The sequence below is a fragment of the Dactylosporangium darangshiense genome (genome assembly GCF_039537565.1).
GTDB lineage: Bacteria > Actinomycetota > Actinomycetes > Mycobacteriales > Micromonosporaceae > Dactylosporangium > Dactylosporangium darangshiense.
This window is the reverse complement of record NZ_BAABAT010000032.1, coordinates 105491-123998: the sequence shown is the minus strand read 5'-3', so window position 1 is coordinate 123998 and position 18508 is coordinate 105491. Positions and strand designations below refer to the sequence as shown.

At 71.9% G+C, this 18508-nt stretch carries 20 protein-coding genes and 1 pseudogene; 7 read left to right on the top strand and 14 right to left on the bottom strand.

All coding sequences use genetic code 11. The features are described from left to right. Positions 1–325 precede the first annotated feature (325 nt). On the bottom strand, positions 326–691 hold the full coding sequence (locus tag ABD901_RS59215; RefSeq protein ID WP_425556786.1) for an NAD(P)-binding domain-containing protein: 366 nt from the start codon (positions 689–691) through the stop codon (positions 326–328). A gap of 65 nt (positions 692–756) precedes the next feature. Between ABD901_RS59215 and ABD901_RS40545 the strand changes: the two genes are divergently transcribed. Next, entirely contained in the window at positions 757–1128 is a 372-nt protein-coding gene (locus ABD901_RS40545; protein ID WP_345135811.1) for a winged helix-turn-helix transcriptional regulator, read from the top strand. A 53-nt stretch (positions 1129–1181) separates the two neighbouring features. Here the strand turns inward: ABD901_RS40545 and pyrE are convergent, their stop codons facing one another. The 4 genes and pseudogenes from pyrE to ABD901_RS40525 form a co-directional block, all read right to left on the bottom strand. Further along, a complete protein-coding gene (pyrE, locus tag ABD901_RS40540) occupies positions 1182–1715 on the bottom strand; it encodes an orotate phosphoribosyltransferase (RefSeq protein ID WP_345135808.1) in 534 nt (177 codons plus the stop codon). A 23-nt stretch (positions 1716–1738) separates the two neighbouring features. Further along, positions 1739–2260, bottom strand: coding sequence for a COR domain-containing protein (locus ABD901_RS40535; protein WP_345135806.1), 522 nt, complete (start codon positions 2258–2260; stop codon positions 1739–1741). Between the two features lie 7 nt (positions 2261–2267). After that, positions 2268–2930: pseudogene (locus ABD901_RS40530) on the bottom strand (Hsp70 family protein); the annotation flags it as partial. Positions 2931–2990: 60 nt separating this feature from the next. Beyond that, positions 2991–6050: a glycosyl hydrolase family 95 catalytic domain-containing protein gene (locus ABD901_RS40525; protein ID WP_345135804.1), complete on the bottom strand. Its 3060-nt coding sequence runs from the start codon at positions 6048–6050 to the stop codon at positions 2991–2993. Positions 6051–6331: 281 nt separating this feature from the next. On the opposite strand from ABD901_RS40525, the gene ABD901_RS40520 reads away from it, so the two are divergent. After that, a complete protein-coding gene (locus tag ABD901_RS40520) occupies positions 6332–7093 on the top strand; it encodes an SDR family NAD(P)-dependent oxidoreductase (protein ID WP_345135803.1) in 762 nt (253 codons plus the stop codon). 9 nt (positions 7094–7102) lie between these two features. Here the strand turns inward: ABD901_RS40520 and ABD901_RS40515 are convergent, their stop codons facing one another. Beyond that, positions 7103–7255, bottom strand: coding sequence for a hypothetical protein (locus ABD901_RS40515; protein ID WP_345135801.1), 153 nt, complete (start codon positions 7253–7255; stop codon positions 7103–7105). Positions 7256–7360: 105 nt separating this feature from the next. Next, positions 7361–7855, bottom strand: a complete 495-nt coding sequence (locus ABD901_RS40510) for a YcxB family protein (RefSeq protein ID WP_345135800.1) — start codon at positions 7853–7855, stop codon at positions 7361–7363. Positions 7856–8053: 198 nt separating this feature from the next. Here ABD901_RS40510 and ABD901_RS40505 point away from each other — a divergent pair, with 198 nt between their 5' ends. Beyond that, positions 8054–8413, top strand: coding sequence for a hypothetical protein (locus ABD901_RS40505; RefSeq protein WP_345135797.1), 360 nt, complete (start codon positions 8054–8056; stop codon positions 8411–8413). A 142-nt stretch (positions 8414–8555) separates the two neighbouring features. Here ABD901_RS40505 and ABD901_RS40500 read toward each other — a convergent pair whose 3' ends face one another. Together ABD901_RS40500 and ABD901_RS40495 are read right to left on the bottom strand one after the other, a co-directional pair. Then, complete coding sequence (locus tag ABD901_RS40500; protein WP_345135796.1) at positions 8556–9422, bottom strand: RNA polymerase sigma-70 factor; 867 nt, start codon at positions 9420–9422, stop codon at positions 8556–8558. A 1-nt stretch (position 9423) separates the two neighbouring features. Further along, positions 9424–10356, bottom strand: coding sequence for an NAD-dependent epimerase/dehydratase family protein (locus ABD901_RS40495; RefSeq protein ID WP_345135794.1), 933 nt, complete (start codon positions 10354–10356; stop codon positions 9424–9426). Positions 10357–10543: 187 nt separating this feature from the next. Between ABD901_RS40495 and ABD901_RS40490 the strand changes: the two genes are divergently transcribed. Beyond that, positions 10544–10936 (top strand): hypothetical protein, encoded by a 393-nt coding sequence (locus ABD901_RS40490; protein WP_345135793.1) that lies wholly within the window; start codon positions 10544–10546, stop codon positions 10934–10936. A 70-nt stretch (positions 10937–11006) separates the two neighbouring features. On the opposite strand, the gene ABD901_RS40485 is transcribed toward ABD901_RS40490, so the two are convergent. Then, positions 11007–11468 carry a MarR family winged helix-turn-helix transcriptional regulator gene (locus ABD901_RS40485; protein ID WP_345135790.1) on the bottom strand — a complete coding sequence of 154 codons (462 nt, stop codon included), beginning with the start codon at positions 11466–11468 and terminating at the stop codon, positions 11007–11009. A gap of 79 nt (positions 11469–11547) precedes the next feature. On the opposite strand from ABD901_RS40485, the gene ABD901_RS40480 reads away from it, so the two are divergent. Next, positions 11548–11910, top strand: a complete 363-nt coding sequence (locus ABD901_RS40480; protein ID WP_345135788.1) for a hypothetical protein — start codon at positions 11548–11550, stop codon at positions 11908–11910. Here ABD901_RS40480 and ABD901_RS40475 read toward each other — a convergent pair. The 3 genes from ABD901_RS40475 to ABD901_RS40465 all read right to left on the bottom strand — a co-directional run bounded on the left by ABD901_RS40475 (position 11907) and on the right by ABD901_RS40465 (position 13231). Beyond that, positions 11907–12350 (bottom strand): pyridoxamine 5'-phosphate oxidase family protein, encoded by a 444-nt coding sequence (locus ABD901_RS40475; protein ID WP_345135787.1) that lies wholly within the window; start codon positions 12348–12350, stop codon positions 11907–11909. The two genes, ABD901_RS40480 and ABD901_RS40475, sit on opposite strands and share 4 nt — an antisense overlap. Then, complete coding sequence (locus tag ABD901_RS40470) at positions 12347–12790, bottom strand: iron chaperone (protein ID WP_345135785.1); 444 nt, start codon at positions 12788–12790, stop codon at positions 12347–12349. Before ABD901_RS40470 ends, ABD901_RS40475 begins: the two co-directional genes overlap by 4 nt. 105 nt (positions 12791–12895) lie before the next feature. Continuing rightward, positions 12896–13231: a VOC family protein gene (locus ABD901_RS40465; RefSeq protein WP_345135783.1), complete on the bottom strand. Its 336-nt coding sequence runs from the start codon at positions 13229–13231 to the stop codon at positions 12896–12898. Between the two features lie 138 nt (positions 13232–13369). On the opposite strand from ABD901_RS40465, the gene ABD901_RS40460 reads away from it, so the two are divergent. Then, positions 13370–16189: an ATP-binding protein gene (locus ABD901_RS40460; protein ID WP_345135781.1), complete on the top strand. Its 2820-nt coding sequence runs from the start codon at positions 13370–13372 to the stop codon at positions 16187–16189. Here the strand turns inward: ABD901_RS40460 and ABD901_RS40455 are convergent. Continuing rightward, complete coding sequence (locus ABD901_RS40455; protein ID WP_345135780.1) at positions 16179–17132, bottom strand: GlxA family transcriptional regulator; 954 nt, start codon at positions 17130–17132, stop codon at positions 16179–16181. The two genes, ABD901_RS40460 and ABD901_RS40455, sit on opposite strands and share 11 nt — an antisense overlap. An 86-nt stretch (positions 17133–17218) precedes the next feature. Here ABD901_RS40455 and ABD901_RS40450 point away from each other — a divergent pair, with 86 nt between their 5' ends. Beyond that, positions 17219–18445: an MFS transporter gene (locus tag ABD901_RS40450; protein ID WP_345135778.1), complete on the top strand. Its 1227-nt coding sequence runs from the start codon at positions 17219–17221 to the stop codon at positions 18443–18445. The last annotated feature ends 63 nt before the right edge of the window (positions 18446–18508 follow it).

Below are 18508 nucleotides of genomic sequence, written 5' to 3'. Positions count from 1 at the left end.
CCAGCGTGACCTGATCAGGACGCACCACCACCGACGTCATGACCCGCGATCCAAACCGCCATCGCTGTCAATGTCACCCCACCACGCCGAACAACCACCAAGATCAAACTAGGCTACGTGGCATTGCCCCCAGGCGCGTTGCCGCGCATGCTCCCGCCGGAACTCCTCCTGCGCCGGAGAATACCGCCGCGACTTGGTCCGATCACGCATGGCAGCCAATTCCGCACTCGTAAACAACTGCAACTGCCGCACACAACAATTGTCCCAGCCCCCGCCCGAAACCACCGCCCCGAACTCGACGGATCATTTCAAATAGCGCATCCACTCAAGGTGAAGCCGCGAACGATGACACGGATACCAACCTTGCCGCCGACGGCCTGGACCACCGACTGATGACCCGCACGGGTTCGGCGGCGGCAGACGGCCTGGAGGAATCACCGTGGGCAGGGTAGGACCTGGACCACTGTGCCCCGTTGAAAAGGGCAGGCCAAAGGCGCCCGCCACCATCGGCCGAGCGTCGTTTGTCAGGGACCGCGAGAAGCACGAGCTCGCCGTGTGTCGCGGCGTCGCGGAGGGTGGCTCCGCCGGAGGCGGGGTTGCGGCCGCCGACGAGGACGTCGTGACCGGCCCGCCGCCAGACGCCGCCGAGGGTTGCGGCCATGTTTCCGGTACCGAGAATGCCGATGCGCATGACGATCGAGGCTAGGCGGCCCGATGCACACCGGACGGTGTCCATCGGGCGGGCACAATCGGGGTGTGGAAGACGAGTTCACCGCGGATTGCCAGGCCCGAGTCGCGTTCGAGGTCCTGGCGAACCTCTGGGACAGCGTGGTGGTGTTCACCCTGGGCGCCTACGGCCCGATGCGCCCGCACCCGCTCACGGCCCGCATCGGCGGCATCGCGCCGAAGGTCCTCAACGACGCGCTGCGGCGGCTGGAGTACCACGGCCTGGTCCACCGGCGCGCGTACGGCGAGGCACCCCCGCGCGTCGACTACGCGCTCACCGAGGCCGGCACCGCGCTCCTGGAGCCGATGCGCGCGATGGGCCAGTGGGCATTGCGCTACGGCGACGCCGTCCTCGACGCGCAGGAGCGCTTCACCAGCCAGCGCGCTCATCGAGCGTCCTGAGCAGCGGGTCCGCCGGCGCGGTGCTCGACGCGATCGACAAACCGTCCGTCAACTCAGGACGAGCCCTTCGCCGCCTCCAGATCGGCCCGGGTCAGCAGCGACCGCAACGCGATCCCCTCGGCCGCCAGCGCCTCGGCCCCGCCCTCCTGCCGATCGATGACACACAACGCATCGCTGATCCGCGCACCGAGCTCCCGCAACTGCCCGGCCGAGATCACCACCTGCCCGCCGGACGTGACGACGTCCTCGACCACCAGCACACGCCGCCCGGCCACCTCGGCGCCCTCGGCCAGCCGGCGCGTCCCGTAGGGTTTCGCGGCCTTCCGGACGAAGGCGCACGGAAGCCGCGCATGGCGGGCCAGCGCGGTCACCACCGCGATGCCGCCCATCTCCAGGCCGGCCAGCACCTCGGTGCCGTCCGGCACCAGTGCGGCCAGTCCCGCCGCGACCTCGTCGAGCAGCGCCGGGTCCGCCTCGAACAGGTACTTGTCGAAGTACTCCGTGGCCACCCGGCCCGAACGCAGTTCGAACTGCCCGGTCAGATGGCTCGCGCCGTAGATCCTCGCCGCGAGGGTCGCGTCTGTCATGATGCATGACCCTACGCGGGAGGTCAGTCGACGAAGGGCAAACCCGGTTCATACCGGGTCATGTGGTCCGGGCAGATCCACAGGTACTCGCCGGTCGGTCGGAACGACAGGTCGAAGCGCTCCATGAGCCGCAGCAGGTGCGGGCGCAGCCGGCGCGGCTCGGCGGGCCAGATCTCGGCGAGCCGGGCGTGGTCGAGCACGCCGCGGGCCTCGCGCGTGCGCCGGTCGTCGATGACCTTGCCGATGGTCTTCGAGAGCCATTCGGGGTCGAGGATGACGACGTCGTCGTGCTGCACGATCTGCCCGAGGTGGTGCATCCGTTCCGCGAGCATGTCCGTGTCGGCCTCGCCGAGGCCGTGCCGGGCGCAGACGGCGGCGAACTCGTGAAAGGCGATGTGCGGCTCGTCGCGGGCCCGGCCGAGCACCGCGTCCCGCGCGGCGAGCCACGACCTGGGGAGGGTGAGATCCTCGTGGTGGACGGCCGCCGCGTGCCGGGCGATCGCGGCGCGCAGGTCGGCGATGCCGGTGCCGGTGGCGTTGTCCACGGCGTACCCACTGCAGGGCCTCGGCGAGATTGCGGGTCTCCGCCTCCTCACGGCGGCGCTTGTCCTCGTCGGCGTGGTCCTGCGCGTCGCGCATCATCCGCTCGATGTCGTCCTTCGGCAGCGCCGAGCCGCCGGTGATCGTCATCGACTGCTCCCTGCCCGAGCCCAGATCCTGCGCGAGGACCAGCACGATGCCGTTGGCGTCGATGTCGAAGGTGACCTCGATCTGCGGGACGCCACGCGGCGCCGGCGAGATGCCGGTCAGCTCGAAGGTGCCGAGGCGCTTGTTGTACAACGCAATCTCCCGCTCGCCCTCGAACACGTCGACGACGAACGAGGACTGGTTGTCCTCGTAGGTGCTGAACACCTCGGAGCGCTTGGTCGGGATGGTCGTGTTGCGCTCGACCAGCTTGTGCATGATGCCGCCCTTGGTCTCGATGCCCAGCGACAGCGGGGTGACATCGAGGACCAGGACGTCGGCGGACAGCTCGATCTTGGCCTTCTCGGCCGCCTCACGCAGCCGCTGCATCGCCATCCTGCCGGCGGACAGGTCGACGCCCCGCTCGCCGCGGAACGTCTTCACCAGGTGATCGACGATGCGCTCGTCCCAGTCGTCGCCGCCGAGGCGGTTGTCGCCGGAGGTCGACTTGACCTCCACCACGCCGAAGGCCGGCGAGTGCCGCTCGTCGCCCGAGGCGCGCGGCCCCGGGCGACGAGCGGACTCGAGCGGTTACAGGGTGGTCAGGTCGAACTGTTCCCAGGGGCCGATCGCGTCGCGGTTGGCGATCAGCGGGGCCGCGCCGCCGTTCTCAGCGGTCACGTACTTGCTGTTCACCGTGGCCTGGAAGGAGACCGAGCCGTCCGCGTTGTTGATGCGGCGGAAGGTTTCCCAGCTGCCGGCCGACGCGCGGTTGGCGATCAGGGACTGCGCGCCGGCGTTCTCGGCGCACACGTACTGGTTGTTCACCTGGGCCCGGATGGCGACGTTGCCGCCGCCCAGGTCGACCAGCGTGAACCGCTCGGCGGCGCCGATCGTGCTGGCGCTGGCGATCAGCGGTGACGTGCCGTTGTTCGGGGCCGAGACGTAGAGGTTGTTGGCCCGGGAACGCAGGGCGACGCCGCCGGTGCCGCCGGTTGTGGTGATGCGCACGGAGGAGATGGCGTCGTTGCCGCCGGTGGTGGACAGGTTCGGAGTGTCGGCGTTGAACGTCCACGACGGGCCGGCGAAGCCGCTGTCGCCGTAGGCGGTCACGCTGTAGCCGGAGGGGACGCGGATCGAGGAGACGCTGTCGTTGGCGATGCCGGCCGACTGCAGCTGCGACAGGTCGTAGTTGCCGGTGCCCAGCTGCACCGCGGTGCCGCCGTAGTTGATGTCGGAGTAGAACGTCGGGCCGTTGCCGGGCGGGGTCGAGCCGCCGCCGAGGCCGAGGGTCGACGCGGTGCCGGACAGGGACTTCACGCCGTTGTTCTGGGTGCCGGTCAGCGTGGTCGCCGAGTACGAGGACAGGAGCTTCGCGGTGCGCTCGACCACGTAGTTCGTGTTGGCCGCCGTCGCGAAGGTGATCTCCGCCGCGCTCGACGTCTGCAGGATGGCGTTGTCCGACGTGCGGCGGACCTGGACCTGCTGGGTGCCCCACGGGTTGACCACGCGGGCCTGCTTGCCGTAGAGGCTGCGCAGGCCGACGTACTTGATCTCGCCGCCCTCGCGCTCCGAGGACACGAGGAAGCCGTCCTTGGCCAGGAGGGTGAACTTGCCGACGAAGCCGCCGATCGACGGGGCCGCGGGGAAGACGCGGATCTTGTCGTTGTAGCTCTGCATCAACGACTCGTTCATGGCGACGAGGTGGATGCCGAGGTACTCGAACACGCCGTTGGTGTTGTTGGTCATGCCGTTGGGGTAGTTCTGGTACCGCTGCAGCATGAGCTTCATGCCGTTGTACGCCTGGTCGCCCAGGCCCAGCCGTGCGGCCTGCGCGGCGTCGTTCGCCCACACGTTGCTGTACGGGTTGGGGCGGTTGTTCCAGCTGTTGAGCGCGGTCTGGTAGTCGCCCGCGCCGATGCCGGTGCGGTCATACGGCCAGATCAGCTCCGACGTCACGTTCTCGCCGTTGCGCTGCTGTGCCGGTGCCGGCGGGTCGTGCGGCAGCCAGGCGCCGTTGGACACCTGGTACGGGTGCAGGCGGTTGAGCAGGTCCTGCCACTGCGTGCGCAGGGTGCTGTCGACGTTCAGGTCGGTGGAGACCTGGATGGCGATCGGGGCGAGCAGGCGGACCGCCGCGAGGTCGGTGATCGCGTTGCGGACGTCCCAGTACGTCTCGTGCGCGTTGGAGTTGGGCATCACCCACTCGTTGTTCTGCAGCTGGAAACGGTTCTGGTAGAAGCGCAGCACGTCGCGCATGAACGGGTAGACGGTGTTGGACAGGTAGGCGGCGTCGTTGGTGTACCGGTACTGCAGGTACATGTTGTAGGCGGCCTCGGTGCCCGTCGAGTAGATGTCGTTGACGTAGTCGCTGTTGATGGTGCCGCGGGCGTTGCCGTCCCAGCCCATCGTCTCCGGCACCCACAGCGCGTTGCCGACGCCGTAGCGCGTCTGCGTATAGGACGTCATGGCGGCCTGGTTGCGGCTGTAGAGCTTGTTGAACGTCGCCATCACGTCCGTATGGTTGGACGCGAGGAACGAGTTGTAGACGTCGCGCTGGTTCCAGTACCAGTATCCGTTGCTCCACTTCGTGTTGTCCTGCGTCGCGCGGAAGACGCCGTTGATGAAGTGGTACGGGTAGTTGCCGTACGCCCCGGCGGCGATCATGTACGTCGCGAGGTAGTACGCGTTCTCCATGTAGTCGGCGTCGCCGCCGCCGTTGGAGTACTGCACGAACGACTTGCCCCAGAAGTCGTGCCACCAGTTCTTGTAGTTGTTGAACGTGGTCGCGTAGCCGGTGGACTTCACCGAGGAGAGCTGGCTGCGGGCCGCCGCGACCGAGTCACGGTTCGCGGCGTTGATCCGCGACGCGGCCGTGAACCAGATCGTGTAGCTCGACGTCGGGGTGATGTTCAGGCGCACCTGCGTACCGTTGACGGTCGACGACGTGTAGGACGCGCCCTCGACCGTCGCCGCCAGGGTGTAGCCGAAGCCGTTGGGGTCGGCCTGGCCGCGCGAGATGCCGATGCCGGTGGAGTCGGCGAACGTCGAGGCGGTCTTCCAGGTGGTCAGGTTGGGCACGTCGGCGGAGTTGGTGACCGCGTTGAGGTCCCACAGGCTCAGGTCGAGGCTGATGTTCGACAGGCCGGTGCGCGAGTCGTCCACGTGGATGCCCATGACCTCGGAGTTGGGCGAGCCCATGATGGTGACCGTGCGGTTGCTGTCGTACTTCGTGGTGAGGGTGCCGTCGTACAGCGACAGCCGCTGCTGGAACGTCGTGTACCCGGAGTTCAGCGCGGGCGTGGTGTTCAGGGTGACGTTGCCGGCCGCGTACGCCGACTGCTCCGACAGGTCGACGCCGGAGACCTGCATGGTCATCTGGTTGGCGTTCCAGACCATGGCCCCGGTGCGCCCGTTGCCGACGGTGAGGCCGTAGAGCGGGTTGGTGTTCGGCGAGTTGTAGACGATGTCGTGCTTGGCGAGGTACGAGCCGTAGTTCACGTTCAGCGTGCCGGTGCTCGAGTTGAACGCCGCATCGGTCGTCGAGGCGCTGGCGGGCGCGGACTGGACGACCGTGTACAGCAGCAGGCCGGCGAGTGTGGCGGCGACGGCGGCGGGCGCAAAGGCCCTCCGCCAGGGGATGGGAGACATCGCTTCTCCTTGTTCGGGCTAGTGAGACCGATCGCGCTGGCGTCCATCCGGGTCTCGCCGAAGACCCGTGTGCCGCGCATCCCCGCGCCGCCCGGAACCGCTATTCATCGGATGTTCGTTTGCCCAACTGCCGATGCCGGCGGCGAGGTGTGCGGCCTCGCAGCCGCGGGTCCCTGGCGGGGGATGCGGTTCGCACAGATGCGAAACATAGGATGAATCTGATGTGATGTCAATAACAGCGCCGCCGAGACGGGCATTCGCCGGGGACGTAGGTTCGAACCATGGGATCTTTGGAAGGAACAGTCGCACTGGTCACCGGGGCGTCCAGCGGCATCGGCGAGGCGGCCGCGCTCGCCCTGGCCGAGCGCGGGGCCGCCGTGGCCCTTGCCGCGCGGCGCACCCACCGGCTCGAGGGCCTGGCCAAGCGGATCGAGGACGGCGGCGGCCGGGCCCTGGTGATCGTCGCCGATGTGACCGACCGGGCGCAGGCCGACGACGTGGTCGCCCGCACCGTCGCCGGGCTCGGCCGGCTCGACACGCTCGTCAACAACGCCGGGGTGATGCTGCTCGGTCCCGTCGTCGGCGCGCCGGTCGACGAGTGGGAGCGGATGGTCTCGATCAACGTCATGGGGCTGCTGTACTGCGCCCGCGCCGCCCTGCCACACCTGCTGCAGGCCGCCGAGTCGGGCCCGCGCAACGTCGCCGACATGGTGAACATCAGCTCCGTCGCCGGGCGCGTGGCGCGTGGCGGCAGCGCGGTGTACAACGCCACGAAACACGCCGTCGGCGCCTTCAGCGAGGCGCTGCGCCAGGAGATCACCGGCCGGTTCGTGCGGGTGTCGCTCGTCGAGCCGGGCGCCACCGAGACCGAGCTCGCCACGCACAACCGGCCCGAGGTCCTCGACACGATCAAGGCCCGCTTCGAGGGCGTCGAGCGGCTGCGGGCCGAGGACATCGCCGACACGATCGCCTACATCGTCACCCGGCCGCGGTACGTCGCCGTCAACGAGATGCTCATCCGGCCCACCCAGCAGCAGGGCTGAACACGCCTGTCACATCCGGGGCACCGGCGGTGCTGCAAGGGTGTGCTGGATGAAGTGCGGAAGGGCGCGGTGGCCGTGCGGCCGGACCTCGAACAGGTCTTCCGCGCCGCGTACCCGCAGGTGGTGGCCGTCGCCGCCCGGGTGCTCGGCCCCCGCGACCACGCCGAGGACGTGGCGCAGGAGGTCTTCTCGACCTTCAGCCGGTCCTCGGCGCCGGCGCCGAAGCCGGAGCGGCGTCGCCGATCAGCCCGCGTTGACACCGGTCGGCTAGGTGCCGAGCAGCTCCCGCTCGGCCATGAACGCGCGCAGCGTCTCGGCGTCCTCGTCGGACATCAGCCCGCGCGGGATCACGGTGGCCGGCATGCGCCCGACGTACACGATCCAGAACTCGGGCGTGTCGACCACCCGCGAGACGCCCTCCCAGGCGATGCCGCCGGACTCCGAGCCGCTGCGCATCATGATGTTGTCGTCGGTGATGTCGTAGTCGCCCTCGACGGCGTAGTCGCCGGAGCGGCGCCGGGCCTTGTACCGCACGAACGGCGCGTAGAGCATCGACAGCACCCCGCCGACGACGAGCGCGGTGCTCAGCGACGAGAACTTGTCACCCCACTCGGTCACCCGCGCCAGCGCGAGCCCGACCACGCCGAGACCGACCAGCCAGGCGCCGATCACGGTGTACCGACGAAGCCTGACGCCGCTGAGCACGGCCGCAACGCGTCCCGGGTAGGCCGGATCGGCCGGCACGTCGAAATGAATGTGCACGCCAGCACAATATGCTTGCCCCGTGGATCGTTCGGCCTGGGACGAGATTCCGGCGGCCTGCTGATCGACCACGGCTGGCCAGCGACCCGGCGCGGGTGTGGCAGGATGGTGGCGTGACGCCGACTTCAAGGATCGATGCCTCGTAGGAGGCCGGGCGCTGTTCGCGTCCCTCAGGTTCGTGCCGATATTCGTGGAGCGGTGAGCTCGGCCCAGGGGTTCAGCCGAGGGGCACTGACCGCCATCCAGATCGCGGAAGCCCGTCATCTGTGGCCCGGCTGCGTTCGCCAGGGGCTTGACGCGCTTCGACGTTTCCTGCGCCGGCCGGGGCGGTGGTTGTACATCCCCTGGGCGGACTGCCCGTGCTGCGACCCGGTCTATGCCCGCGATGAGCTGGAGAACGCGCTGCGCAGGTTGCCGGCCCACGCTCGTGCCGAGTTGCGTCGAGCCGTCGCCCCGCTCGATGAGGAGTTCCGGCGGCGCACGCTCCCGGACCCCAACGCAAGGTTCATCAGCGACTGGCATGCCGCTGCCTGGTGGCGTCAGCGGCTGCGCGAGTGAGCTGATGGCCGCGTTCTACCGCGGCGCGGTCTGGTCGGCCCGCCTGGGCCACCCCAGCGGCGAGCGAGACCGTGCTCGCCGAGGCCGGCGACGCCCTGCCTGGCTTCGTCCACGTCGTCTTCGACGACGACGCGCGGTGGCCTCAACGGCACCCCACCGCAACGTGTGAGAGCTTGTCGGGATTGAGCACGCCGTAGATGGCGTGGATGCGCCCGGCACGGACGTCGAAGGCGACCAGCTGCCGCTGGCCGCCGATCACGGTCCAGATCGCCGGCTCGCCGTTGGCCTCGGTCAGGTCCGCCCGGGTCAGCGGGTAGCGCGACATCAGCCCCGCCACGAACGCCAGGACGTTGTCGCGGCCGATGACCGGGTGCAGGGCGGCGCGGACCTTGCCGCCGCCGTCGTTGTAGGCGACCACGTCCTCGCTGAGCAGGTCGGTCAGCGAGGCCAGGTCGCCGCCGCGCGCGGCGTCGAGGAAGCGGGCGAGCAGCTCCCGGTGCTCGGCCGGCGACGGGGCGAACCGCGTGTCGCGGCCCTCGGCCAGGCGGTGCGCCGCGCGGTGGTGCAGCTGCCGGCACGTCCCGGCCGGGCTGCCGACGATCCGCGCGATCTCGTCGTACGGCAGGTCGAACGCCTCGCGCAGCACGAACACCGCGCGCTCCGGCGGGGTGAGCAGCTCCATCAGGTGCAGCGTCGCGTACGACAGGGTGTCGCGCAGCTCGGCCGAGTCGGCCGGCCCGAACGTGTCGGCGGCGACCGGCTCGGGCAGCCAGGGGCCGGTGTAGGCCTCCCTGGTCGCCCGGGCCGAGCGGAGCTGGTCCAGCGCCAGCCGGGACACCACCGTCACCAGGAAGGCCCGCGGCTCGCGGACCTGCGACCCGTCGGTGCGCATCCAGCGCAGGTACGCGTCCTGCACGACGTCCTCGGCGTCCCACATGCTGCCCAGCAGGCGGTAGGCCAGACCCAGCAGCAACGGGCGCAGCGCCTCGAACCGCTCCGCGTCCGCCATGTCAGGCCGCCCGCGCCACGGTGCCGGCGAACCCGTCGGCCCACGAGGTGTACCGGGGCCGCCAGTTCAGCTGCAGGCGCGCCCGCGCGTTGTCGGCCCCGCGCAGCTCGTTCATGAAGGCCACCCCCCAGCCGCCGACGGCCAGCCGGGCCAGCGCCGCCGGCGCCGGTCGGGGTGCCTTGCCGCCGAGCATCACGGCGTACCGCGGCAGCCAGTCCCGCAACGCGGCGGGCGCATCGTCGACGACGTTCAGCACGCCGCCGACCCGATCCCGGTCCAGCGCCGCCACGATCGCGCTCGCCGCGTCCTCGGCGTGCGTGAACGAGAACACCGCGTGCCCGCCACCCACCAGCGGCACCTTACCGGCCCGCACCTGCCGGGCGAACGACCCGTCGGCCGCGTACGCCGTTCCCGGCCCGTAGAGGTGACCGAACCGCAGCACCAGCCCGCCGGCCCCGGTGGTCAGCCGTTCGAGCTCGACGAGGGCCGCCAGCACCGGGACGAACTGCTTGGGCGTCCCGCGGTTCCACAGCGGCGCGTCCTCGTCGGCGAGGCCCGCCCCCGGCTGGTAGGCGTAGCCGAGCCCCTGGCTGATGACCCGCGCGCCGCCCGCCGCTTCGACCAGGTTGCGCGTGCCCTCGGTGCGCAGCCGGTTGGTGACGGCGAAGTCCCGGGCCAGCCGCCTCGGGTTCAGCTCGGCCGGGATCGCGGTCAGCATGTTCACCACCGCGTCCGGTGCCGCCCGCCCGACCGCCCGGCGCACCGCATCCCGGTCCAGCGCGTCCGCCTCGACGATCTCGACGCCCGCCCCCGCCAGCGCCCCGGCCCGGTCCTTGCGCCGGACCATCGCCACCACCTCGTGCCCCACCGCACCCAGCAGCGGCACCAGCCGGCTGCCGATGACCCCGGTGGCTCCCGCGACCAGTGTCCGCATCGTCGTCCTCCTGAACCTCGTGTCATGGACAGCTTCAGGACGGGCGAGCCCTTCCCGGCGTTACAACGCAGCGTGTGAGCACCACCACTCGCCATCCGCGCTGGCACGTTTCCGGGATTCGAGGTGATCTGCGGGTCCGTAATTTTGTGTGCAACAGCGAGCGAGATCTTCCAGGGGAGTCATAGACATGAGCGACGTCGACTACGGCCACTTCGAGTCGGGCCAGGAGCACGACGGTCTGGACCAGCTGCACCAGGCGGAGGGTTCGGAGGCGGACTACAACAACCAGTTCGGGGTGTACGAGAACGACCACCACGCGGCCGAGTCCACCGACTTCTCGCAGGGCCACCACGTCGAGTACGACCAGGCGCCGGCCGTGCACTACGAGTCGGACGACTACACGAACTACTCGCACGACGCGTCGGTCGACGACCACGTGTTCGCGGCCGAGGGCTCGGAGAACTCGCACCAGGCCGAGTTCGGTGAGCTCGACGCGCTGCAGCAGCGCTTCGACGCCAGCTTCGCGCAGGGCACCGAGTACCACGGCGGCGACGCCGGCCTGGGTGTCGCGTCCAACTGACAACTTCCGACAAGAGCCGGTCGCCCCTCGCACGGGCGGCCGGCTCTTGCTCGTTGGCGGGCGGGAACGATCAGGCGTCGCGGATGGCGGCGGCCTGCTCGCGGGCCAGCAGGCGCATGCGGCCGAAGAGGTCGAGCAGCAGGCGGAGCTGGTCCTCGTCGTAGTCGGACAGGGCGGCGTTCCAGCCCCGCGACATGCCGGCGAAGAGGGGCTCGACCTCGGGCAGGCGGGAGTGGATCGGCTCGACGACGACGCGGCGGCGGTCGACGGTGTCGTGGGTGCGGCGGACCCAGCCCGCGCGCTCCAGGCGGTCGATCATGCGGGTCACGGCGCCGCTGGTCAGCCCGGTGCGCTGGACCAGCTCGCCGGGGGTCGCGGAGCCGCGCTCCAGCAGGGCGGTGAAGCACTTGAAGTCCTGCAGGGGCAGGCCCAGGCGGTCGGCGGCGGCCTGCTGCACCAGGATCGCGTCGGCGACGGCCTGGGTCAGGGTGGCCTGCAGCTCGTCGAGCAGGCGCTGCCGGGAGCTTGACATGCGCCGACTATATCGGCGCATAATCTGCGTCAGTAGGTATCTGCACCATGCAGATTCTTAGTGAAGCAGAGGCGGAGCGATGAAACGGCGGCTGCTGTTCGAGGCCTCCGCGCCGGTCGACGCGCCCCTCGCCGCGGTGCTCGAGCTCGTCGACGGCGAGTGGGTGGCCGACGCCATGCTGGTCAACACGGAGGCGCGCGCCTATGTGGACGTCGACCACCGGCCCGGGGTGGTGGGCATGCAGGGGCATTGGTGGTACCGCGGCGAAATCAGTGCCGGCCCCGACGGCGACCGCGCGGTGCTGACCTATCGCGTCTTCAACATCGCGCGCCGCGCCGCGTGGGCGGTGCCCATGGCGAATCGTTTCTTCATCGGCTACCGCAAAAAGGTCACCGACAGCGTCGCAGACCTCGCCCGGAAGGTCGAACGGCACCTCGGCTAAGCCTGCCACACACCGTCGAGCATCAGGTCCCGCCCGGCGAGCTCGTTCGCCTCGCGCCAGGCCTGGATCTGCAGCGGGCGGATGCGGAAGTACAGATAGTTGCGCCCCTTTCGCGGATCGAACCCGGTCTTTTCCGCGAATGCGTCGCCGACCTCGTCGCCGACGCCGTCGAGCAGTTCCGCGGTGCCCTCGATGAGCACCACGTCGCGGGTCGGGCCGGCGGTGAGGCGGACCCGCCCGCCGGCCCGGAGGTTCCGCGCCGTCGGGTTCGCGGCCGCCGTGGAGATGAGCAGGGTCTCGCCGTCCCACAGGAACGACAACGGCACCAGGTAGGGCGTGCCGTCCGGGTCGGCGGTGGCCACCCAGGCGTCGATGTCGTGCTCCAGCCGGTGCAGGGTGTCCTTGCGCCGCTCCTGCAGCGACCGGGCCGGCGGCGTCACTTCGCCGCCCGGGAAACGAGCGCGGCGATCCGCCGCTCATCGGCGGGCGTCAACGTGGTCAGCGCGAACGCGCTCGCCCACATGGCGCCGTCGTCGAGGTCCGCCTGGTCGCTGAAGCCCAGCGTCGCGTACCGCGACTTGAACTTCTCCGCGCTCTGGAAGAAGCACACGACCTTGCCGTCCTTGGCGTACGCCGGCATCCCGTACCACAGTTTCGGCGACAGCGACGGCGCGTTGGCCTTGATGATGTCGTGCAGCCGCTCGCCGAGAACGCGGTCCGCCTCCGGCATTTCGGCGATCTTCGCGAGCACGTCCGCCTCGGCCTCGGCCTTGGCCGTGGCCGGGTCGCGGCGGGCGCTCTTCTTGAGCTCCTGCGCGTGGTCCTTCATCGCGGCGCGCTCGGCCTCGGAAAATCCGTCGTACTGCTTCGTGTTCTTCATGAGGGTCTCTCCTGGTTCGGAACGATTGTTACGGGAACGTTTGTTACGGGGCCGGCGCGACGCGAGTCCCGCGCCGGCCCGGAACGTTTGTTACGGAGGAGGGCGTCAGTGGTCCTGCAGCAGGCCGACGACGTTGCCGTCGGGGTCGGTGATCGTGGCGACCAGGCGGCCGCCGCCGACGTCGCGCACCGGCTCCTTGACCGTCGCGCCGGCCGCGGTCACCTCGGCGAGCTTCGCCTCGATGTCCGGCACGTGCCAGTACGCGACCGGCGCGGTCATGGCCTGCGGGCCGCCGCCCGGCACGAGCCCGATCTGCTGGCCGTCGACCTCGAAGCCGACGTAGAACAAGCTGTCGGTCTGCGGCGCGACGCCGAGCAGCGCGGTGTACACCTCCTTGGCCTTGCCCAGGTCGGACACGGGGTGCAGCACGGTGTTGAACATGGTCGGCTCCTGACGTTTCGAAGTGGGCGGTGCGGCCGCTGTCGGCCACGCATCAAAGCCTCGCCCGCGGGCCCGCCCGCGGACATCCGTGGCGACCACGGGGAGCACCACGGAGCCCGGCCCGCGGGGTACGGCAGGATGGACCCCGTGGTGACGGCGCAGGCGGGGATCTCGACACGGGAGGCCGAGGTGCTGACCCTGCTCGGGGAGCACCTGAGCAACGCGGAGATCGGCGCCCGCCTGTACATCTCCGTGCGGACCGTCGAGACGCACGTGTCGTCGCTGCTGCGCAAGCTCGGTGCGCCCGACCGGCGGGCCCTCGCGCAGCTCGCGACCGAGTGGAGCCGGGCCGCGCGCGGCGGGCGGGCCGCCTCCGGGCTGCCCTCGCCGGTCACGCGGTTCGTCGGGCGGGCGCGGGAGCGGGCGGACCTCGCCGGCGCGATCAGGGCGCACCGGCAGGTCAGCGCCGTCGGGCCGGGCGGGGTGGGCAAGACCCGGCTGGCCCTCGCGGTCGCGGGCGACGTGGCCGGGGACTTCGCCGACGGCGTCTGGTTCGTCGACCTCGTGCCGATCACCGACTCCGCGATGGTCGGGGCGGCGGTCGCCGCGGCCGTCGGCATCGGCGAGCAGCAGGGGCGCGGGCTGGACGAGTCCGTCGTGGCCGCGCTCGCCGACCGTCACGCCCTGCTCGTGCTGGACAACTGCGAGCACCTCCGCGACGGCGTCGCGCCGTTCCTGGAGCGGCTGCTCACCGGGTGCCCGCGGCTGACCGTGCTGGCCACCAGCCGGGCCCGGCTCATGGTGCCGTTCGAGCGCGTCCACCCGGTGCCGCCGCTGTCCCTGGACGGCGACGACGACGCGGTTGCGCTGTTCCTCGAGCGGGCCGCGGCCGTCGGCTGGCCGATCACGCCGGAGCAGCGCGACCAGGTCGCCGAGATCTGCGCGCGGCTCGACGGCGTGGCCCTCGCCATCGAGCTGGCCGCCGCCCGGCTGCCCCTGCTCGGCCTGGACGGGCTCGCCGCCGGCGACCAGCTGCGGCTGCTCACCGGCGGCGCCCGCGCCGACGACCGGCACCGTTCGGTGCGGGCGATGCTGGACTGGAGCTACGCCCTGCTCGACGAGGACGACCGCACGCTGCTGCGGCGCATCGCCGTGTTCGTGGCGCCGTTCACCGCCGACGCCGCCGGGCGGGTCGCCGCGTTCGCGCCGCTGGAGCCGGGCGCCGTGTTCGACGGGCTCGCCCGCCTCGCCGAGCAGAGCCTGCTCACGGCGACGCCGGCGACGGGCGGCATGCGGTACCGAACCCTGGCCACGATCCGCCAGTACGGCACCGAGCAGCTGACGGGCGCCGGCGAGCTCGACGACGTCCGGGCGCGGCACCTGCGCTGGTGCGTGGCGAGCGCGACCGACCTCGCCGGCCAGGTGCGCCCCGCCGACGGGCCCTGGCGCATCCGCTTCGACGCGGTCGCCGACGACCTGCGGGCCGCGCTCGGCCGGGCGGCCGCCGACCCCGGGCACCGCGGCGACGCGCACCGCCTCGCCGTCGCCCTGGCCGAGGCCGCGTTCACCCGCAACCTCGCCGGCGAGGCCCAGCAGCGCTACGAGCAGGCGGCCGCCCTCGCCGAAGACGACGCCGACACCGCCGAGGCGCTGCGCCGCGCGGCCGCCGTGGCCGGCTGCCGGCTGCTCGGCGACGACATGTACCGGCTGCACCGCGCCGCCGCCGACGCCGCCGCCCGGGCCGGCGACAAGACGGGCGCCGCCCGCCAGCTGTCCACCGCGGCCACCACCGCCTACCGCTTCTCCGGCGCGTTCACCCAGGTCCCGCCGCCGGACGAGCCGGAGGCACTGCTCCGTGAGGCCCGCGCCCTCGCCGGCCGGGACCCGGCCACCGAGGCCGCCGTGGTGCTGGCCGAGGCGGCGGTACTCGCCGACGCCTTCGGCTCCGACCAGGGCCCGTCGGACAACGCCGTCGCCGAGACCCTCGCCGCCGCGACGCGCGCCGTCGACCTGGCCCGGCGCGCGAACGACCCCCTCGCCGTCTCCGCCGCCCTCGACTCCCTCGCTGGCGCACAGAGCTGGGCGGGCGACAGCTTCGGCGCCGCCGCGACCGCGCGGGGGCGTATCGAGCTGCTGTCCGCGGTATCGGTGCAGCCCGCAAGCATGCACGAGCTCACCGACGCCCTCGTCTCGGGCGTCGACACGAGCCTCGGCGTCGGGGACCTGCACACCGCCCGCCGCTGGAGCCGGCAGCTCGCCGACCTGCCGCTGCTGGCCGAGGTCGGCCACTACGCCCTCTCCTGGCGGCTGATGGTCGACGTCCTCGCCGGCGAGGCCCACGACGTGCTCGCCGCGAGCGACCGGTTCCTCGAGGCGTGGGAACGCACCGGCCGCCTCCGCGCGCCCCGCCTGGCCGCCACCGCCGCCGCGGTCGCGATGCTCCACGGCCTGCGCGGCGACGACGGCGCGCGGGCGCAGTGGCTCGGCATCGCCGACCGGCTCGGCGCGACCCCGGAGCGCAGCGTCGGCTACGGCGCCGTCTTCGACGCCACCGTCCACCTCCACCACGGCCGCCCCGAGGCGGCGCTGCAGTGCGTGGCCGCCGAGCCCGCGCAGGTGTGGAAGTGGGTGACGTGGATCTGGCTGCACTGGTACGTCGCCCTGGGCGCCGAGGCGGCCGCGCTCGCCGGCCATTCCGACGCCCGCGCCCGCATCGCCGCCGCCCGCGCGACCGTCGGCGCCAACCCGATCGCCGCCGCCCAGCTCGACCGCGCCGAGGCCCTCCTCGACGGCGACCGGGCCCGCCTGCTCGCCACCGCGGACGCGTTCGAGGCCGCCGGCGCCCCGTACCAGCGGGCCCGGACCCTGCTCCTCGCGGGCGGCGACGAGGCCGCGATCGGTGCCGCGGCGATGACCGGCGGCGGCATCGACCCCGGCGCCCCGCTGCCTACGCTGTAACGGCGCGGAAGGCGCGCCGGTAGGCGGCCGGCGTCGTGGACAGGGCGCTGCGGAAGTGCCGCCGCAGGTTCACCGCCGACGACAGCCCGACGCGCGTCGCGATCGTCTCCACGGGCAGGTCGGTCTCCTCCAGCATCGCGCGGGTCCATGCGATGCGCCGGTCCAGCAGCCACCGCCCCGGCGACGTCCCGAGCTGCTCCAGGAAGTGGCGGTTGAGGGTGCGCGGCGACATGCGCGAGCGCTGCGCCAGGTCGCGCAGGGTCAGCGTCTGGTCGAGGTTGGCGATGGCCCAGTCCAGCAGCGGGCCGAGGGACTCCGGCGCCGGGCGGAGCGTCGCCGGCGCCGGGCCCTGGCGCTGCTCGCCCTCCCGGGCGGGCGCCGCGGAGAGCTGCCGGCCGATCCGCATGGCGAGGGCGGCGCCGTGCTGCTCGCGGACCTGGTTGAGGCACAGGTCGACGACCGAGGCCGAGGCGCCGGCCGTCGCGACGTCGCCGTGGTCGATGTAGAGCACGGAGCCGTCGGCGTTGACGCGCGGGTAGCGCCGGGCGAGGTCGGCGGTGCACTCCCAGTGCACGGCGGCGCGGCGGCCGTCGAGCAGGCCCAGCGCCGCCGGCACGTAGACGCCGCCGAACACGCCGACGATCCGGGCGCCGCGGGCGTGCGCCGCGAGGACGGCGCCGCCGAGCTCGGGCGAGAAGTCCGGGCCGGGGCACCAGCCCGCGACCAGGACCGTGTCGGCGTCGTCGAGCGCGGCCAGGCCGTCGGGGACGACGATGTCCGCGCCCATCGTGGTCGGTATCGGCCCGGGCCGCTCGGCGCACAGCCGGAAGTCGTAGTGCTGCGCGATGTCCGGGCCGTGGTAGCCGAACACGGCGGAGGCGCACGTCACGGGGTACAGCTCCAGCAGCGGGCCCACCAGCGCGACCACCCGATGACGTGTCATGGCACGAATGTACCCAAGGATGGCGCTGCGCAGGCCTGTGCCGGCGCCCCGGCGTGACCAGAATCGGCGATCATGGAGTTCGTCGCATGACCACGGCCGTCGATCAAGGCGCGGTCACGAGCGCCCCGGAAGTGCTCTGGACCAGGGATTTCTCGCTGTACTTCGGCGCGCGGACGGTATCGCTGCTGGGCGACGCGATGATGCCCGTCGCGGCCGCGCTGGCCGTCGGCGCCCTCTACGGGGTGTCGGGCGTGGGGTACGTTCTTGCCGTCTGGACGGCGCCGTTCGTCCTGCTCGTCGTCTTCGGCGGCGTCTTCGCCGACCGGATCGGCGCGCGGACCCTGATGGTCGGCGCCGACGCGGTACGCACGGTCACGCAGGGCACACTCGCCGCGGCCTTCTTCGCCGGCGTACCGCCGATGTGGCTGCTGCTGCTCGCATCCGCGCTCTCGGGCGCCGCGGCCGCCATGTTCCAGCCCGGCGTCAACGGCATGGTGCCGCTGGTGGCACGGGACCCACAGCGCGCCAACGGCACGCTCAAGATCGCCGACGCGATCACCCAGCTCGGCGGCCCGGCCCTCGCCGGCGTGCTGATCGCGCTCACCGGCCCCGGCACCGTGTACGCCGTCGACGCCGCGACCTTCCTGCTCAGCGGCGTGTGCCTGGGGCTGATCCGCCGCACACCGGTCCTGGAGGGCCGGCAGGCCTCGACGGTACTGCGCGACCTGCGCCGCGGCTGGCAGGAGTTCCGCTCGCGCACGTGGATGTGGTCGGTGATCCTCATCTGGATGTGCTTCGGGCTGTTCGTCTTCGGCCCGTACATCCCGCTCGCGTCCCACCTCGTCGGCGGCCGCCTCGGCGAGGCCGCGTACGGCTGGGCGGTCGCCGGCCTCGGCACCGGCACCGTCATCGGCGGCCTCGTCACCATCCGGTTCCGCCCGGCCCGCCCGCTCGCCGCCGGCGCGGTGGCGCTGATCGGCTTCGTCGCCGTGCCGCTGTCGGTCGTCCTGGAGCCGCCCCTGCCCGCGCTGGTCGCCGGCCACATCCTCGGCGGCGCCGCGTGGGCGTTCTGGTCCGTGATGTGGTCGACCAGCGTGCAGACGCTCGTCCCCGCGGAGGTCCTCAACCGGGTCACCGCCTACGAGGTCGCGGGCTCGGTGTCCGGGATCGCGGTCGGCCAGGCGCTGGTCGGCCCGGTGTCCACGCTCGTCGCGCCGCGCGACCTGCTGGCGGTCTCCGCGCTCGTCACCGCCGCCGTGGTCGCGACCCTGCTGCTCGTCCGCCCGGTCCGAACCTTGCGCCGCGCCCCCTAGCCGACGTTCTTGGGCGGCGCCCACTGGGCCGCCCGCGTCGTCGCGGGGCACGTGTCAGGCTCC

What these genes read in the sequence shown, in the direction of transcription:
- ABD901_RS59215 (WP_425556786.1), bottom strand. Translation starts at nt 691, where the DNA reads ATGCGCATCGGCATTCTCGGTACCGGAAACATGGCCGCAACCCTCGGC.
- pyrE (WP_345135808.1), bottom strand. Translation starts at nt 1,715, where the DNA reads ATGACAGACGCGACCCTCGCGGCGAGGATCTACGGCGCGAGCCATCTG.
- ABD901_RS40525 (WP_345135804.1), bottom strand. Translation starts at nt 6,050, where the DNA reads ATGTCTCCCATCCCCTGGCGGAGGGCCTTTGCGCCCGCCGCCGTCGCC.
- ABD901_RS40520 (WP_345135803.1), top strand. Translation starts at nt 6,332, where the DNA reads ATGGGATCTTTGGAAGGAACAGTCGCACTGGTCACCGGGGCGTCCAGC.
- ABD901_RS40500 (WP_345135796.1), bottom strand. Translation starts at nt 9,422, where the DNA reads ATGGCGGACGCGGAGCGGTTCGAGGCGCTGCGCCCGTTGCTGCTGGGT.
- ABD901_RS40495 (WP_345135794.1), bottom strand. Translation starts at nt 10,356, where the DNA reads ATGCGGACACTGGTCGCGGGAGCCACCGGGGTCATCGGCAGCCGGCTG.
- ABD901_RS40490 (WP_345135793.1), top strand. Translation starts at nt 10,544, where the DNA reads ATGAGCGACGTCGACTACGGCCACTTCGAGTCGGGCCAGGAGCACGAC.
- ABD901_RS40485 (WP_345135790.1), bottom strand. Translation starts at nt 11,468, where the DNA reads ATGTCAAGCTCCCGGCAGCGCCTGCTCGACGAGCTGCAGGCCACCCTG.
- ABD901_RS40480 (WP_345135788.1), top strand. Translation starts at nt 11,548, where the DNA reads ATGAAACGGCGGCTGCTGTTCGAGGCCTCCGCGCCGGTCGACGCGCCC.
- ABD901_RS40470 (WP_345135785.1), bottom strand. Translation starts at nt 12,790, where the DNA reads ATGAAGAACACGAAGCAGTACGACGGATTTTCCGAGGCCGAGCGCGCC.
- ABD901_RS40465 (WP_345135783.1), bottom strand. Translation starts at nt 13,231, where the DNA reads ATGTTCAACACCGTGCTGCACCCCGTGTCCGACCTGGGCAAGGCCAAG.
- ABD901_RS40460 (WP_345135781.1), top strand. Translation starts at nt 13,370, where the DNA reads ATGGACCCCGTGGTGACGGCGCAGGCGGGGATCTCGACACGGGAGGCC.
- ABD901_RS40455 (WP_345135780.1), bottom strand. Translation starts at nt 17,132, where the DNA reads ATGACACGTCATCGGGTGGTCGCGCTGGTGGGCCCGCTGCTGGAGCTG.
- ABD901_RS40450 (WP_345135778.1), top strand. Translation starts at nt 17,219, where the DNA reads ATGACCACGGCCGTCGATCAAGGCGCGGTCACGAGCGCCCCGGAAGTG.